The organism is Rhodococcus sp. NPDC047139, assembly GCF_040643435.1.
Classification (GTDB): Bacteria; Actinomycetota; Actinomycetes; order Mycobacteriales; family Mycobacteriaceae; genus Rhodococcus.
The window spans coordinates 358,283-373,346 of the sequence record NZ_JBEYUH010000001.1 but is presented as its reverse complement, the minus strand read 5'-3'; the positions used below and the strand labels follow the sequence as shown (position 1 = coordinate 373,346).

General features: G+C 67.6%; 14 protein-coding genes. 3 read left to right on the top strand and 11 right to left on the bottom strand.

What is annotated here, in order from left to right; translation table 11 throughout:
- Window positions 1-40: 40 nt before the first annotated feature.
- Complete coding sequence (locus ABZ789_RS01790) at window positions 41-724, bottom strand: MBL fold metallo-hydrolase (protein ID WP_358418010.1); 684 nt, start codon at window positions 722-724, stop codon at window positions 41-43.
- A gap of 150 nt (window positions 725-874) precedes the next feature.
- Between ABZ789_RS01790 and ABZ789_RS01785 the strand changes: the two genes are divergently transcribed.
- From ABZ789_RS01785 to ABZ789_RS01775, 3 genes are all read left to right on the top strand, one after another.
- The gene (locus tag ABZ789_RS01785) at window positions 875-1,756 is read left to right on the top strand and encodes a peptidylprolyl isomerase (protein ID WP_358418007.1); all 882 of its coding nucleotides are present in this window, start codon (window positions 875-877) and stop codon (window positions 1,754-1,756) included.
- Window positions 1,756-2,547 (top strand): peptidylprolyl isomerase, encoded by a 792-nt coding sequence (locus ABZ789_RS01780; protein ID WP_358418004.1) that lies wholly within the window; start codon window positions 1,756-1,758, stop codon window positions 2,545-2,547. The genes ABZ789_RS01785 and ABZ789_RS01780 overlap by 1 nt, the downstream gene beginning before the upstream one ends.
- A 177-nt stretch (window positions 2,548-2,724) precedes the next feature.
- On the top strand, window positions 2,725-3,519 hold the full coding sequence (locus tag ABZ789_RS01775) for a peptidylprolyl isomerase (protein ID WP_358418001.1): 795 nt from the start codon (window positions 2,725-2,727) through the stop codon (window positions 3,517-3,519).
- Between the two features lie 12 nt (window positions 3,520-3,531).
- Here ABZ789_RS01775 and ABZ789_RS01770 read toward each other — a convergent pair whose 3' ends face one another.
- From ABZ789_RS01770 to ABZ789_RS01725, 10 genes are all read right to left on the bottom strand, one after another.
- The gene (locus tag ABZ789_RS01770) at window positions 3,532-5,844 is read right to left on the bottom strand and encodes a RelA/SpoT family protein (protein WP_358417999.1); all 2,313 of its coding nucleotides are present in this window, start codon (window positions 5,842-5,844) and stop codon (window positions 3,532-3,534) included.
- Window positions 5,845-5,948: 104 nt separating this feature from the next.
- Window positions 5,949-6,506: an adenine phosphoribosyltransferase gene (locus ABZ789_RS01765; protein ID WP_358417996.1), complete on the bottom strand. Its 558-nt coding sequence runs from the start codon at window positions 6,504-6,506 to the stop codon at window positions 5,949-5,951.
- Entirely contained in the window at window positions 6,503-8,242 is a 1,740-nt protein-coding gene (locus ABZ789_RS01760; RefSeq protein WP_358417994.1) for an ABC transporter substrate-binding protein, read from the bottom strand. Before ABZ789_RS01760 ends, ABZ789_RS01765 begins: the two co-directional genes overlap by 4 nt.
- Window position 8,243: 1 nt before the next feature.
- Entirely contained in the window at window positions 8,244-9,449 is a 1,206-nt protein-coding gene (gene secF, locus ABZ789_RS01755) for a protein translocase subunit SecF (protein WP_358417992.1), read from the bottom strand.
- Between the two features lie 2 nt (window positions 9,450-9,451).
- Window positions 9,452-11,188 (bottom strand): protein translocase subunit SecD, encoded by a 1,737-nt coding sequence (gene secD / locus ABZ789_RS01750; protein ID WP_358417989.1) that lies wholly within the window; start codon window positions 11,186-11,188, stop codon window positions 9,452-9,454.
- A 110-nt stretch (window positions 11,189-11,298) separates the two neighbouring features.
- The gene (gene yajC, locus ABZ789_RS01745) at window positions 11,299-11,628 is read right to left on the bottom strand and encodes a preprotein translocase subunit YajC (RefSeq protein WP_358417986.1); all 330 of its coding nucleotides are present in this window, start codon (window positions 11,626-11,628) and stop codon (window positions 11,299-11,301) included.
- Between the two features lie 146 nt (window positions 11,629-11,774).
- Window positions 11,775-12,950: a Holliday junction branch migration DNA helicase RuvB gene (gene ruvB / locus ABZ789_RS01740; protein WP_358417983.1), complete on the bottom strand. Its 1,176-nt coding sequence runs from the start codon at window positions 12,948-12,950 to the stop codon at window positions 11,775-11,777.
- A complete protein-coding gene (ruvA, locus tag ABZ789_RS01735; RefSeq protein WP_358417980.1) occupies window positions 12,947-13,543 on the bottom strand; it encodes a Holliday junction branch migration protein RuvA in 597 nt (198 codons plus the stop codon). The genes ruvB and ruvA overlap by 4 nt, the downstream gene beginning before the upstream one ends.
- Entirely contained in the window at window positions 13,540-14,118 is a 579-nt protein-coding gene (gene ruvC / locus ABZ789_RS01730; RefSeq protein WP_358417977.1) for a crossover junction endodeoxyribonuclease RuvC, read from the bottom strand. The genes ruvA and ruvC overlap by 4 nt, the downstream gene beginning before the upstream one ends.
- A gap of 161 nt (window positions 14,119-14,279) precedes the next feature.
- Window positions 14,280-15,032 (bottom strand): YebC/PmpR family DNA-binding transcriptional regulator, encoded by a 753-nt coding sequence (locus tag ABZ789_RS01725; protein ID WP_358417975.1) that lies wholly within the window; start codon window positions 15,030-15,032, stop codon window positions 14,280-14,282.
- Window positions 15,033-15,064 lie beyond the last annotated feature (32 nt).

Genomic DNA, 15,064 nt, shown 5'->3' with positions numbered 1-15,064 from the left:
TCTCTTGGTTGGTCACCGGACGGATCGCGGCATTCGCGCGTCAGCGGGATTCTGCCAGGCCCTCGAGGAACGGGTTCGAGAGGCGCTCCCGTCCGATCGTGCTCGACCCTCCGTGACCGGGGAGAATGTTGGTGGTGTCGTCGAGCACGAGCAGCTTGCGGGCGATGGAGTCGAGCAGCTGCTGATGATCCCCACCCGGCAGGTCGGTCCGCCCGATCGATCCCTGGAACAGGGTGTCGCCGGTGAGCGCGACGTTCAATGCCACGCCGTCGGGAGTGGTGGTGCGGGTGCGCAGGACCACCGAGCCCCGCGTGTGCCCCGGAGTGTGGTCGACGACGAATTCGATTCCGGCATGCTCGATCTCGTCTCCATCGACGAACTCCACCACCTGCTGCGGCTCGGTGAACTCGACGCCGTCGAGAAAGGGAGCGAGACTCGACCCCATACCCTGCAGCGGATCGGTGAGCATCATCCGGTCGTCGGGGTGGATGTACACCGGAATGCCGTATCGATCGGCCACCGGCTGCGCCGACCACATGTGGTCGAGGTGACCGTGAGTGAGCAGTACCGCCCGGGGCGTGAGATCGGATCCGGTGAGGAACTCCACGAGCGGTTCGACCGCGTCCTGGCCGGGATCGACGACGACGCACTCCTTGGCGTTGTCCTGCGCGAGGATGTAGCAATTGGTCTGGAACATCCCGGCAGGGAATCCGGTCACGAGCACGGGTATCGCTCCTACGGGTGTGAGCCTTCGAGGTCTCCTACAGACTATGCGCTGCGCCCTGTCCGCGGTCTTTCCGGTCCCGGGTGGCAGACTCGAATCGGCTTCGAAGTCGGTTGGACCACATCGATCGTTCACGGGAGGACTACTGCAGTGCCGAGCAACGCACAACGGCGCCAGGCCGCGAAACGCAAACTCGAACGGCAACTCGAGCGTCGCGCCGAACGCGAGCGCAGGCGGCGCCGCACGACGATCGCGCTGTCCGCTCTCGGAGTGATCGTGGTCCTCGGTGCGGGAGTCGCCCTGTGGGCGGTGAACCGCGGCGACGACACCGCCTCCGAGGCCTCCGGTGGTGAAGTCACCGAGAGCGAGTCCGGATCCGAGTACGCCGCTCTCCCCGCGGGCCGGACCGAACCGCTGCCCGAGACGGTGAACTGCGCATATCCCGCAGACGGTCGCGAACCGTCGAAACCGGCGCAGCCACCGCGCACCGAAGGCATCCTCACCACCGGTGAGGGCAACACGGACATCAGTGTCAGCATGGAGACGAACCAGGGGAACATCGGTTTGATCCTGCACAACGACGACTCGCCGTGTACCGTCAACAGCTTCCTGTCGCTCGCCTCGCAGAATTTCTACGACGGCACGACCTGCCATCGGCTGACGACGTCCCCGTCGCTGCAGGTCCTGCAATGCGGTGACCCTTCCGGCAGCGGCTCCGGTGGACCGGGCTACCAGTTCGCGAACGAGTTCCCCACCGACCAGTTCCCCACCGACGACCCTGCCGCACAGGAACCGGTGGTCTATCCGCGTGGCACCCTCGCGATGGCCAACGCCGGTCCGGACACCAACGGCAGCCAGTTCTTCCTCGTGTACGGCGACTCGGTGCTGCCTCCGCAGTACACGGTCTTCGGCACGATCGACGAAACGGGCCTCGCCACTCTCGACAAGATCGCAGCGGCAGGAGTCGAAGGCGGAGCCGCCGACGGTGCCCCCGCGCTGGAGACCACGATCACGTCGGTCAGGATGGACTGATGATCCGATTGCGCACCACCCTCGCCGCGGTCGCCGGCCTGACACTCCTGCTGACCGGGTGTTCCGACGACGCATCCACCGATACCGCTGCGGCCTCCTCGAGCTCGGCGATCGCCGACGACCGGCAGTCCCCGGCCTACACGGGCGAGCTGCCGGAACGTCCCTCCGGCGGCGATCCCGTCTCGTGCAGCTACACGCCCACCGGTGACGGCGCACGGGAGGTGACGCCCCCCGCCTCGGAGGATGTCGCCACCAGTGGTGCTGCCACAGCGCAGATCGCCACGAGCGGCGGCGTCATCGGCGTCGATCTGGACCGGGCTGCGGCACCGTGCACGGTCAACAGTTTCGTCTCGCTCGCCGAGCAGGGTTACTTCGACGACACCCCCTGCCACCGGCTGGTGACCTCGCCCGGCCTGCAGGTGCTGCAGTGCGGCGATCCGACGGGCACCGGCACCGGCGGCCCCGGTTACGGATTCGACACCGAGTATCCGGAGAACCTCTACGCGGCCGGAGACGCCCAGCTTCGGCAGGCGGTGATCTACCCGCGCGGCACGGTCGCGATGGCGAACACCGGCCGCCCCGGCAGCAACGGCAGCCAATTCTTCCTCGTATACGCGGATTCGCAGCTTCCGCCCACCTACACGGTCTTCGGGACCGTGGACGAGGCCGGGCTCGCCGTGATCGAGGAGGTCGCGGCGGAGGGCGACGACGGCTCGATGGCCGCCGGCGGTGGTGCACCCAACCGCTCCGTGCAGATCGAGTCGGTGACCGTGGGGCCCGAAGCCCCGTAACACCTCTCGCTCACACAGCGCGCACGACGTCCCGTCCCGGAACTCCGGGGCGGGACGTTCCGGTTTCACAACACCCGTCGCGAGCACCGCCTGGAGGGTGATCTCGGGGGTGATTGTTCACCGAACCGCTCCCGGCCTCTATCCGGTTGTGTTCCATTCCGCTAACGTCCCGATCCTGTGATCCACACCACTTATCGGGGCTTCGCGTTCCGCCTCCGCGTCGTCGTTCCGCTGTTCCTCGCAATCGCTGCGTTCGTGAGCGGTTGTTCGCACGAGACCGAGTCCTCAACGGCGACGGTCACCGAGGTCGCGAAGCCACGCTCGGCCCCTCCGCAGGATCTGTCGATCTACCGCGGTCTTCCCGACGTTCCCGCGCCGACCGCTCCGACCGTCACCTGCGACTACGTCGGCCGAGGCGGTACGCTTCCACCCTCGAGCGCGTCGACGGTGGGCATCGCAGAGCTGATCCTCGACACATCGATCGGTGCGATCCCCCTCGTGCTCGACCGAACCCAGGCTCCGTGTACGGTCAACAGCTTCGTCGATCTCGCCCGCCGCGGTTTCTACGACGGCACGTCGTGTCACCGGCTCGCCACCGATCCGGGCGGTCAGCTGTACCAGTGCGGCGACCCGACCGGAACAGGCTCCGGCGGACCGGGTTACACCTTCGCCGATGAGTATCCGGTGCCGCAGTTCGCGGAGGAGGCCGCGACGTCCTATCTCCCGCCGGCTGTGCTGTATCCGCGCGGAACGATCGCGATGGCCAACGCAGGGTTGAAGAACAGCAACGGAAGCCAGTTCTTCCTGCTGTTGGGCGACTCGCTGCTGCGACCCGATTTCACCGCCTTCGGCCGCATCGCCGATGCCGGGATGCCGGTGCTCGATGCGGCGGCTGCGCACGGACACGACGATTCGAGTCCGCTCGGGGGCGGCGTGCCCGTCACACCGCTGGTGATCGGGACGATCCGATGATGTGACGGGCTCTCAGGCTGCCGAGGTCACCCGGTACACGTCGTAGACGCCCTCGACGTTACGGACGACGTTCAGCACGTGACCGAGATGCTTCGGGTCGCCCATCTCGAAGGTGAACCTGCTCACCGCCACCCGGTCGCCCGTGGTCGTCACGGACGCCGACAGGATGTTGACCTTCTCGTCGGCGAGCGCCTTCGTCACGTCCGACAGCAACCGATGCCGGTCGAGCGCTTCGATCTGGATCGCGACCAGGAAGACCGACGACGGCGAGGGTGCCCACTGCACCTCGATGATCCGCTCGGACTGCTCCCGCAACGAGCCGGCATTCGTGCAGTCCGTTCGGTGCACGCTCACCGCGCCGGTGCGGGTCACGAAGCCCATGATCTCGTCGCCGGGGACCGGGGTGCAGCACTTTGCGAGCTTCGAGACCGTCCCCGGTGCGCCCGGGACGAGGACACCGGAGTCGCCGCTGTGCCTGGACCTGGTCGGGATCGTCGACGGCGTGGACCGCTCGGCCAGTTCTTCCTCGACGCCACCGACCCCACCGAGCAGCGCGACCAGCCGTTGAACGACATGGTGAGCCGAGACGTGGTGCTCGCCGACCGCGGTGTACAGCGCCGACACGTCGGCGTACCGCAACTCTTTGGCCACCGCGACCATCAGGTCGGCGTTCATCAGGCGCTGCAGCGGCAGGCCGACGCGGCGGACCTCCTTGGCGATGGCATCCTTGCCGGACTCGAGCGCTTCCTCGCGGCGTTCCTTGGCGAACCACTGCCGGATCTTCGCCTTGGCGCGGGGCGAGACCACGAACGACTGCCAGTCGCGGCTCGGGCCGGCGTTGGGATCCTTGGAGGTGAAGACCTCGACGACCTCGCCGTTCTCCAGCTTCCGTTCGAGCGCGACGAGCCGGCCGTTGACGCGGGCGCCGATGCAGCGGTGCCCGACCTCGGTATGCACGGCGTACGCGAAGTCCACCGGGGTCGACCCCGACGGAAGGGTGATCACATCACCCTTCGGAGTGAAGACGAAGATCTCCTTCACTGCCAGGTCGTAGCGGAGCGACTCGAGGAACTCGCCCGGATCCGCCGCTTCCCGCTGCCAGTCGAGCAGTTGCCGCATCCAGGCCATGTCGTCGAGTTCGGCGACATCGCCCGAATGGCGCCCCTTCGTCTCCTTGTACCGCCAGTGGGCGGCGATGCCGAACTCGGCGGTGCGGTGCATCTCGTGCGTACGGATCTGCACCTCGAGCGGCTTGCCCTCCGGGCCGATGACCGTCGTGTGGAGCGACTGGTAGACGCCGTAGCGGGGCTGCGCGATGTAGTCCTTGAAACGTCCCGCCATGGGCTGCCACAGCGAGTGCACGACACCGACAGCCGCATAGCAGTCGCGGATCTCGTTGCACAGGATCCGCACGCCGACGAGGTCGTGGATGTCGTCGAAGTCGCGGCCCTTGACGATCATCTTCTGGTAGATCGACCAGTAGTGCTTGGGCCGGCCCTCGACGACCGCGTCGATGCGGGACGCCGCAAGCGTCCGCCCGATCTCGTCACGGACGGTGGCCAGATAGGTATCGCGAGACGGCGCGCGCGTCGCGACGAGCCGGACGATCTCCTCGTACTTCTTGGGATGCAGGATCGCGAAGGCGAGATCTTCGAGCTCCCACTTGACCGTCGCCATACCCAGACGATGTGCGAGCGGCGCGATCACCTCGAGGGTTTCGCGCGCCTTGCGGGCCTGCTTCTCGGGAGGGAGGAAGCGCATGGTCCGCATGTTGTGGAGCCGGTCGGCCACCTTGATGACGAGCACTCGAGGGTCGCGCGCCATCGCGATGATCATCTTGCGGATCGTCTCGCCTTCGGCAGCCGAGCCGAGCACGACCTTGTCGAGCTTGGTGACGCCGTCGACCAGATGGGCGACCTCCTCACCGAACTCGGCGGTGAGCTGTTCGAGCGTGTATCCGGTGTCCTCGACGGTGTCGTGGAGCAATGCTGCGACGAGCGTCGTGGTGTCCATGCCGAGTTCGGCGAGGATCGTGGCGACCGCCAGCGGATGGGTGATGTAAGGGTCGCCGGACTTGCGCTTCTGGCTCGCGTGCCGTTCCTCGGCGACGTCGTAGGCCCGCTGCAACTGTGAGAGGTCGGCCTTCGGGTACAACTCCCGGTGGATGGTGACCAGCGGTTCGAGCACCGGCTTGAGGTTGGTGCCCCGCTGGCCGGTGATGCGCCGAGCCAAGCGGGCACGTACACGCCTCGAGGCGGACGTGGACGCCGCTGTGGGCGCCGGATTCTGACCGGAATTGTGGGACCGGTCGAGATTCTGGGTCATGCGTCCACCTCCCGTCGCGGCTGCGAACCCGGCGCGTTACCGGTGCGCATGTCCGGACCGTACCGGCCCGGCGGGTTCACCGGCACCTGTCGCAACTCTAACTCTCAGATCCGCACGAGCGACGTCAGCGGGTACTTCTGCAGTCGCGCCCGGCCGCCGAGGGCTTCGATCTCCGTGACGACGGTGATTCCGATCACTTCGGCGCCGACGCGTTCGAGTAGTTCGACGGTGGCCGAGAGGGTGCCACCGGTGGCGAGAACATCGTCCACCACCAGCACTTTCCGGCCCTGCAGGTGCAGCCAGTCACCGGGGATCTCGATCGCCGCCGTGCCGTATTCGAGGCGATATTCGCAGGTCTGCACGGGCGGCGGGAGCTTGCCGGCCTTACGGACGGCGAGCACACCGATACCGAGGCTCCGTGCGATGCCACCTCCGAGGAGGAAACCGCGCGCATCGATGCCGGCGACGAGTTCGGCATCGGGGGCCGCGGACGCCAGCGCCGCGATGATCGCCGAGAAGGAGGGCCCGTCCGCGAAGACCGGCGTCAGGTCGGCGAACCGAACACCTGCGGTCGGGAAATCGTCCACCCACCGGGTGTGCTCGGCCACAGCGACGGCAGCTTCCTCGACGAGTTGCGGTTCGCCGATCCGTTGAGCGTTCATCCTCTGAGTATCCACCGATCCATATTCCAGCCCGCACCCGCGGTCGTCGGGTTCGGTAGCCCTGCGTGCATTCCGCCCGCGAACCCGATCGTGCGTGGTTGCGCGAACAGCGGCAGCGTCGGGATGTCGCCCCACAGGATGCGCTCGGCCTCTATCGCGAGTCCGGCGACCGCGGCGTTGTCGCGGGCGACGAGCAACCCGTCGAGCAGTTCGTCGACACGTCCGACGGAATAACCTCCGACGTTGCTGCCGGCACCGGTGTGCAGCGCTCCGCGAGCGTCCTGCATATCGGCTGTACCGCCTGCTCCCAGGGCATCGGCGGTGCCCACCAGGATGGCGTCGACCTCGCCCGCCTTCAGCTGCGACGGTACGAAGGTCTCCGAACCGGCGTCGACGATGTCGATGCCGGCCTCCCGGCAGGACTCACCGATCGACTCGACTGTGCGCGCCCGGCGCTCGTCCGGCCCGAGATATCCGATCCGCACCTGCATCCGATCCTGCCCCGAGGCTTCGCGCTCCGTGCGTGCGGCGTCGATATCGACCTGGGAGTAGCGTCCCGCCGGCTCCGCCGTCTGAGGGTACAGCGGTGAGTCGGTGGCCAGAAGCCGCGACGTGACGGGCCCCGTGACGCCCAACGATTCGTCCGAAGCCCCGAGTTCGTCGAACAGTTGGGTCCTGGGCACGCACAGTGCTACCGCGCGACGCGCCGCGGGGTCCTGGAAGACCCCCTTCGTGGCGAAGACCAGTTGTTCGAGATTGCGCGAGACCACTGTGGAGATCGTCGCCCCGTCGCCGAGATCGCTGTGCCCGACGGACCCCTCCGCCACGTCGACGACGTGGATGCGCCCGTCCTCGGCAGCCGCGGACGTATCGGTGCCGCGCGGCCAGACCACGATGCGATCGGTGCCCGGCGCGTTCCCCCACCACAGGTCGTTCGCGACGAGGGTCAGTCCCTCTTCGGCGCTGTACGACTCGATGCGGTACGGGCCTGCGGAAGGAAAGAGACCGGGATCGATCTCACCCGGTGTGAGAGCCCAACCGGTGTTCCAGAACTCGGCGATGCGCCGGACGGCGTCGGTGTCGTTCGTCGTGATCGCACCGACGAGATCGGGCACGCCGGACCGCTCCGCCGCCACGTGAGCGGGCATCAGTTCGGTCGCGCCGAACAGCGACCTCCAGTCGGTGTCCTCCCGGCCGGGTCGGAAGAAGACGGTGGCCTCCTTCGATCCGGGTTGGCAGTCGACCCGGTCGATGTCGGCGTAACCGCCCCTGCGTGAGGCGTCGAAGAGCTGGACCTGCCCTCCGGACTCGTCCGGGACGGTGAAGCGGCCACTCGACGCCGCCCAGGTCAGGACGAGATCGTCGCAGGACATCGGCACGCCGTCGGAGTAGACCGATTGCGGGGACAAGCGGTACTGCACGGTGAGGGTCTCGCCCGGCACGACCGAGGCCGTGCCGATGTCCGTGTCCGCGATCACCCGTCCCGAAGGGCCGACGTAGCCGAAACCGGGCAGGACCCGGACGAACGCCTGCCGGGCCCCGGACGCCGCGCCGTCGACGGTGTTGGCGTTGTATGTCGTCACCGTGTTGTCGATCGCGTACCCGATCGAGTGCAGCGGTTCCTCCTCCGCAGCGCACGCCGCTGTGGAGAAGGCAACCGCCGAGGCCATCGCCGCGCACGCGAGGATCGTGCGACGCCGCCTGGGCGTCGCGTCGTTCCGTTGGGTCACCGCCATGTCACGACCTTCTCTTGGCGCGCTTTCCGGTCGGTCGCGCTCCGGGAGCGGGTCCACGACGGATGGCCGCCCTGTCCGGTACGGAAACGGCGCCCCCCACGGACGGAACCGCCCTGCTCCCGCGCGTATCCGTATCGGTCACCTGCGATGCGGACTGCGCTCCCGATGCACGGGCGGCAGCCTCTTGCCGCTTCGCGAGCACCTTGCGAGTGTGCTTCGCCACCGGACCGCGCCACTCCTCGAGGGTAACCAGCAACGGGGTCGCGAAGAAGATCGACGAGAAGGCACCGACGACGATGCCGACCAGCTGGACGAGCGCGAGATCCTTCAGCGTGCCAACACCGAGGAGCCACACCGCGACGACCATGAGTGCGAGCACCGGCAATACGGAGATGATGGTCGTGTTGATCGAACGCATCAGGGTCTGATTCACGGCGAGGTTCGCCTGCTCCGCATAGGTGCGGCGATGCAGGTGCAGGATGCCTCGGGTGTTCTCCTCGACCTTGTCGAAGACCACGACCGTGTCGTACAGCGAGAAACCGAGGATCGTGAGCAGGCCGATGACGGTGGCCGGAGTGACCTCGAAGCCGACCAGCGCGTACACACCGGCCGTCACGATGATGTCGAAGAACAGCGCCGCGATCGCCGCGATCGCCATGCTCCGCTGGTATCGGACGGTGATGTAGATACTCACGATGACCAGGAACACCACCAGCGCGATGAGCGCCTTGTTGGTGATCTGACTTCCCCACGTCTCGCTGACGTCCGCGACGCTGATCGAGTTCCGGGACGGTTCTCCGTCCGGACCGGCTGGTTGGAACTCCTCGAACAGCGCGGTCTGCAGCGCGTCGACCTGCGCCTGGTCGAGTGTTTCCGAGCGGATCTGCACCGTGGCGCCGTCGCCGGCGCCGACCGTCTGCACCGCCTCGGGTTCGAAGCCGACCGTGTCGCTGTAGACCGTCTCGACCTCGTCGACGGAAACGCCCGCCACGGCCGGCATCTGGATGCGCGTGCCGCCCTCGAAGTCGATCCCCCAGCTGAATCCTCTCAAGAGCATGCCGAGCAGGGCGATCAGCACGATCGCAGCGGTCACGAGGTACCACCGCTTGCGCCGGCCGACGATCTCGAACGCACCGGTTCCGGTGTACAGGCGGGAAAGGCGGCCGTGCTGTGGTGCGGACGCTGTCGTCGTGGTCGTGTCCGTCATCGTCACGCCTCCTTCGCAGCGGTCGCGGCAGCGAAGCGCCGCTCGTCCGCCACCTGCTGGATTGCGCCCAGACCGTTCATGCTCGGCCTGGACCAGAACTTCGACTTCGACGCCAGGAACACGAGTGGCCAGGTGACGAGGAACACCACGACGACGTCGAGGATCGTGGTCAGACCGAGGGTGAATGCGAAGCCGCGGACCTGACCGACGGCCAGGACGTAGAGCACAGCGGCGGCGATGAAGCTCACCGCGTTACCGGAGAGGATGGTCCTCCGGGCACGCGCCCAACCACGTGGCACCGCGGAGCGGAAGCTCCGTCCCTCCCTGATCTCGTCCTTGATCCGTTCGAAGAACACGACGAACGAGTCGGCCGTCATGCCGATACCGATGATGAGACCTGCGACGCCGGCGAGGTCGAGGGTGAATCCGATGTATCTGCCGAGGAGCACCATGATCGCGTACACGGCCAGGCCCGACAGCACGAGCGACAGTGCGGTGAGCAATCCCAGCATGCGGTAGTACACGAGGCAGAACAGGAGCACGAGGAACAGACCGACCGCGCCGGCGATCAGGCCCGCTTCCAGTGAGGCGAGACCGAGAGTCGCCGAGACGGTCTCGGCTTCGGATGCCACGAACGACAGCGGCAGCGAACCGTACTTGAGGGTGTTCGCGAGCTCGGCGGCCTGGGTGTTCGTGAACTGGCCGGTGATCGAGGTGGCGCTACCCGCGGGGGTCGCACCCTGGATGACGGGAGCGCTGACGACCTTCGAGTCGAGGACGAAGGCGGCCTGCTGACCGATGTTCGCGGCGGTGAACTGCGCCCACGTGGTGCTGCCCTCGCTGTCGAAGGTCAGGCTGACCTCGTAGCGCGACTGCTGCTGGTTGAAGCCGGAGGTCGCGTCTTCGATCTGCTGACCGTCGATGATGCTCGGCCCGAGCAGGTAGATCGCCGCGCCGTCCGTCGAACACGCGACCAGCGGCAGTGCCGGATCGTCGTTGCCCGCGAGCGGGTCGGCTGCCGAGCAGTCGAGTGCGAGTGCGGCCTGCTGCTGGACTGCGGGGTCCTCGCTCTGGCGCGCCGCCTTGGCTGCTGCGATGTCCGCGGCTGCCTGTTCCTGCGGGGTGAGCGATTCGTCGTTCTCCGGAGCAGGCGCCGGCGCCTCGGTGGTTTCGGCCGGTGCCGGTACGTCGGTCGGGGCGGTGGGATCCTGCGCGGGGAACGGGCGCCCCTGCGGCTCGGGAGCCTCCGCAGGCGGAGCCGGTTCGACTTCCTCCGGTGCGGGTTCGGCGGGTAGACCGGCATCGGGCTCACCTGTGCCACCGGACTGCTCTGCGAGATCTTCTGCAGTGAGGGAGGCGTCGATGGGGCCACCGATCACCGGCCGGATGTACAGGCGGGCCGTCTGGCCCAGCGTCCTGGCCTGGGCACTGTCCTCACCGGGCACCGTGATCACGAGGTTGTCGCCGTCGATGATCACTTCCGAACCCGACACACCGAGGCCGTTGACGCGGGTCTCGATGATCTGCTGGGCCTGGCGGAGGCTGTCCGGACTCGGGCTGCTCCCGTCGGGGGTTCGTGCGGTGAGGGTGACACGAGTGCCGCCCTGCAGGTCGATGCCCAGCTTCGGGGTGGGCGACTTGTCCCCGGTGAAGAAGACCAGCGCATACAACGCGGCGAGTATCACCCCGAACAGGGCGAGAGCGCGCACGGGATGCACCGATCCGTTGGAAGGTGCCACGGTCTGTCAGTCTCCTCGATGCGAGTGAGTGATGGTCGGGTGCAGTCGCGCGGCACTCGGTGTCGGCACCGGGAATGCCCGATGCCGCCAACCTCGCCGAAAGGCGACTGTCAGTACTCGGTCGGACGTCCCTCCGGCGGGTTCGCATCGTCGTCCTTGCGAAGCAGATCCGGCTCCTGGGGAGTCACCGGCTCGACACGTTCCCGGATCACCAGGCGCGACCAGGTCGTCACGACGCCAGGGGCGATCTCGAGGTCGACGGTGTCGTCGGAGAGCGCAGACACCGTGGCGTGCAGCCCCGCGGTGGTCATCACGCGGTCGCCGATGCGCAGGGAATCCTGCAGCTCCGACACCTTCTGCATCTCCTTCTTCTGACGCCGCACGCCGAGAAAGGTCGGGACGAGCAGGGCCAGGATCAGGAGAGGGAAGAGCAGTTCCATCGTTGAAGTCAGTCCTCGGTCGTTATCGGTGGTGGTGACGCATGCGACACCAGCGGGTCGTGATGACGGAGGCGACACCACGACGTCGGGATCGGTCTCCATGGACCGATGCAGTAGACCAGTGTGCCATTCCCGGGGCGAGTGTCCTACCGCCGCGCGTCCGGATCGTCCGGGTCGGACGGATCGGGGCTGTCCGGAAGGCCCGTGTCGGGGTCGGGTCCGGGGTCGAAGAGATCGAGCTGCGGTTCACGCGCGCGCACTTCGATGCCGCCGGTCGCGGCCTCCGGAGGTGGGGTGAGTCCGAGTTGCAGCCAGGCGGCCTGTGTGGCGACACGGCCGCGGGGTGTGCGAGCGACCATGCCGGCACGGACCAGGAAGGGCTCGCACACCTCCTCGACGGTGGCGGGCTCCTCCCCCACTGCAACGGCCAGCGTGGACACGCCGACCGGGCCACCTCCGAAACTGCGCACGAGTGCGCCGAGGACCGCGCGGTCGAGCCGGTCGAGACCGATCGGGTCGACGTCGTACACCTCGAGCGCTGCCTGCGCGACGGTGCGGGTCACGACACCGTCGGCCCGAACGTCTGCATAGTCGCGGACACGCCGAAGCAATCGGTTGGCGATCCGCGGGGTGCCGCGGGAGCGTCCGGCGATCTCCGCAGCCGCGTCGTCGCGCAGATCGATACCGAGGATCGACGCGGACCGCTGCAGAATGCGCTGCAGTTCCGGCGGGTCGTAGAAGTCCATGTGCGCGGTGAAACCGAAGCGATCGCGAAGAGGACCGGTGAGGGCGCCGGAGCGGGTGGTCGCGCCGACGAGGGTGAAGGGGGCGACCTCGAGAGGAATCGAGGTGGCACCGGGCCCCTTGCCCACGACCACGTCGACCCGGAAGTCCTCCATCGCGAGATACAGCATCTCCTCGGCAGGCCGGGCGATGCGATGGATCTCGTCGATGAACAGCACGTCGCCCTCGGCCAGGTTCGACAGCATCGCGGCCAGATCGCCGGCGCGCTCGAGGGCGGGCCCCGACGTCAGCCTCAGCGAGGTTCCGAGTTCGGCGGCGATGATCATCGCCATCGAGGTCTTACCGAGGCCGGGTGGGCCCGACAGCAGAATGTGATCGGGCGTCCCGCCACGGAGCTTGGCACCTCGCAGGACGAGCTGCAGTTGCTCACGGACCCGCGGCTGCCCGATGAAGTCGTCGAGGCTGGTGGGGCGCAGGCTCGTCTCGATATCGCTGTCGGAGGCCAGATGCTCGGCCGTAACCGGTGACCGCTCGCGGTCGGTTCCCGCAGCGTCGAACTCCCGGTACTCGTCGGTCACCGCGACCTGCCCAGCAGTTTGAGTGCGGAGCGAAGAGCCGTCGAGACGTCGGCGTCCGGATCCTCGGAGAGGACCTTGTCGGCGGCCGGTTCGGCCTGACGGGCAGTGAACCCGAGACCGACCAGCGCCTCGACGATCTGCTCGCGCAGCGGCGAAGCGCCGGCCGCGGCGGGCACAGCTCCCGTCGCGCCGACGGCTGCCACCTTGTCGCGCAGTTCCACGATCATCCGTTCGGCGCCGCGTTTGCCGATGCCGGGCACCCGAGTCAGGGCTGCGGTGTTGCCGTCCGCGAGAGCGGCACGCAGAGCATCGGGTTCGAGGACGGCGAGCGTGGCCATCGCGAGCCGGGGACCGACACCGCTGACCGTCTGCAGCAGACCGAACAGCTCGCGTGCCTCCGAATCCACGAAGCCGTAGAGCGTCATGGAGTCCTCACGCACGATCATCGCCGTCGCCAGTCGCGCCTGCTCACCGCGCCTGAGACCGGCGAGCGTCGCGGGTGTGGTGTTGATGCGATAACCGATCCCACCCGCCTCGATCACCACATGATCGAGGGCTATGTCGAGTACCTCGCCGTGTACCGAGGCGATCACCGGCTACCTGCCTTCCGTGCGGCCGACTGTTCGCGCAGCCGTTCCTCGTACCGTTTCTTCTGCTGGGCAGCCGCAGCCTCGGCGGCCGCGAGTCTGGCGATCAGCGGAGCCCGCCAGCAGTGCGCGACGGCCAGGGCGAGCGCATCGGCAGCATCGGCCGGTTTCGGCGCGGCATCGAGCTTCAGGATCTTGGTGATCATCGCGGTCACCTGCTTCTTGTCGGCTGTGCCGTTGCCGGTGACCGCGGCCTTGACCTCGCTCGGGGTGTGGAACATGACCGGAATCGAACGACGTGCCGCGGCGAGCGCGACGACACCACCGGCCTGCGCGGTACCCATCGCCGTACGGACGTTGTGCTGAGAGAACACCCGCTCGATCGCGACGACGTCGGGCCGATAGCGCTCCATCCATTCCTCGACCGAATCGGACACCTCGAGGAGGCGGTGCGCCAGGTCGAGATCGGGGGTGGTGCGGATGACGCCGACCGCCACGGGGAGCACGTCGCGTCCCCGTCCGGTGTCCACCATTCCCAGACCGCAGCGGGTCAGACCGGGGTCGACACCCATCACGCGCACCCGACTCACCTCTCGACACCCGAATACAGCCGGTCCGGACGGACCTCGGCCCTGTTTCGCAGGTTTGCGAACGCCTGTTCGAGAGCATAACGGCCGGGGCCGGGTGCCGGGTCACCGACACGCGACCCCGGCCGCTGCAGACGGGTACGACGCGAGTTCGCTCAGGCGTCGAGCTCGGCGAGCACGTCGTCGGAGATGTCGACGTTCGTGTAGACGTTCTGCACGTCGTCGCAGTCCTCGAGCGCGTCGACCAGCTTCATGACCTTGCGGGCACCTTCGGCATCGACAGGGACCTCGACGGAGGCCCGGAAGTCCGGATCTGCGGAGTCGTAGTCGATTCCGGCGTCGACCAGTGCCGTACGCACCGCAACCAGGTCGGCCGCCTCGGAGACGATTTCGAACGAGTCACCGAGGTCGTTGATCTCCTCGGCACCCGCCTCGAGAACGACCTCGAGGATCTCGTCCTCGCCGCGGCCGTTCTTCTCGAGGACGACCACGCCCTTGCGGCTGAACAGGTAGGCGACCGAGCCCGGATCCGCCATGTTGCCGCCGTTACGGGTCATCGCGGTGCGTACCTCGCCGGCAGCGCGGTTGCGATTGTCGGTCAGGCACTCGATGAGCAGCGCGACACCATTGGGTCCGTAGCCCTCGTAGGTGATGTTCTGCCAGTCGGCTCCACCGGCTTCCTCGCCGGCGCCGCGCTTGCGCGCACGCTCGATGTTGTCGTTGGGAACCGAGCTCTTCTTCGCCTTCTGGATGGCGTCGAACAAGGTCGGGTTACCCGCCGGGTCGCCACCGCCGGTCCGAGCCGCCACCTCGATGTTCTTGATCAGCTTCGCGAACATCTTGCCGCGCTTGGCGTCGATGACCGCCTTCTTGTGCTTGGTGGTGGCCCATTTGGAGTGGCCGCTCATTCGCTTCGAGCCCCTTCCGGCGAAGTGTGGTC